The 807-nt window shown below is 56.9% G+C and carries 1 pseudogene; it reads right to left on the bottom strand.

What is annotated here, in order from left to right:
- Positions 1-114: 114 nt before the first annotated feature.
- Positions 115-572, bottom strand: a pseudogene (locus B0W55_RS29380) (transposase).
- Positions 573-807: the final 235 nt, after the last annotated feature.

Genomic DNA, 807 nt, shown 5'->3' with positions numbered 1-807 from the left:
CGCAGCCCAGCGGGAGCAAGCTCCCTCGCCACAGGCAAGCTCCTTAGCCACAGGCGAGCTCCCCTGCTACAAAAGCTCCTCGCTAAACAGGATGTGAAATTACCTGGCGGCGGATCAAAGCCAGCAGGCGTCCCAGAGGGGGTAATCACCGATCTTGTCTACAAGACCCGCACGCAAGGGGTTGGCAACGATGTAGCGAGCGAAGGGAAGAAGGTCAGCGTCATCACGGATCGCTTTGTCGTGATAGCCGGTCTGCCAGAATGCGCCTTCGCGCTTGAGTGTTCGATTGATGGTCAAGGTACTGCGAGATTTGGTCGCCTGCATGAGTTGCGCTAAGGAGCGCTGTTCAAGTTGCACCAACCAATGAAAGTGGTCGGGCATGACAACCCAGGCAATCGAGTTGACCCAACCTTGATCATGGGCGCGCCTGAGTTCGGTAACCAACAATCTTCCCAGGTGCCAGTCGCGGAACAAGGGCTGTCGTTGATGGACGACGGCGGTGATGAGGTAGGCGCGACCGCTTTCCGAGTAGCGACCACGGCGAGCAGGTGGGAGTTAGGGTGTGGAAGCATTCCTTGCATCCTTTGGCAGTGGGGTCCGCTTTGACCCTAGTCAGCTGCCGGCCTACATGTAGCTGTAAATCCTGTGAGAAAAATCCGAAAGGACTGAAGGATTGGCTGAGTGGATTTGACTTTGAATCTTCAGTGGGGGGAGCTTTTGTGGTGAGGGAGCTTTTTGTGGCGAGGGAGCTTGCTCCCGTGGGAGTGTCAGTTTTTTTGTGTGCGGGCCGGTAGCGGCCTGCCGTCA

Source organism: Pseudomonas sp. KK4 (assembly GCF_001984065.1).
Classification (GTDB): domain Bacteria; phylum Pseudomonadota; class Gammaproteobacteria; order Pseudomonadales; family Pseudomonadaceae; genus Aquipseudomonas.
The sequence above is the reverse complement of the archived record's forward strand: the minus strand, read 5'-3'. Positions and strand labels throughout refer to the sequence as shown.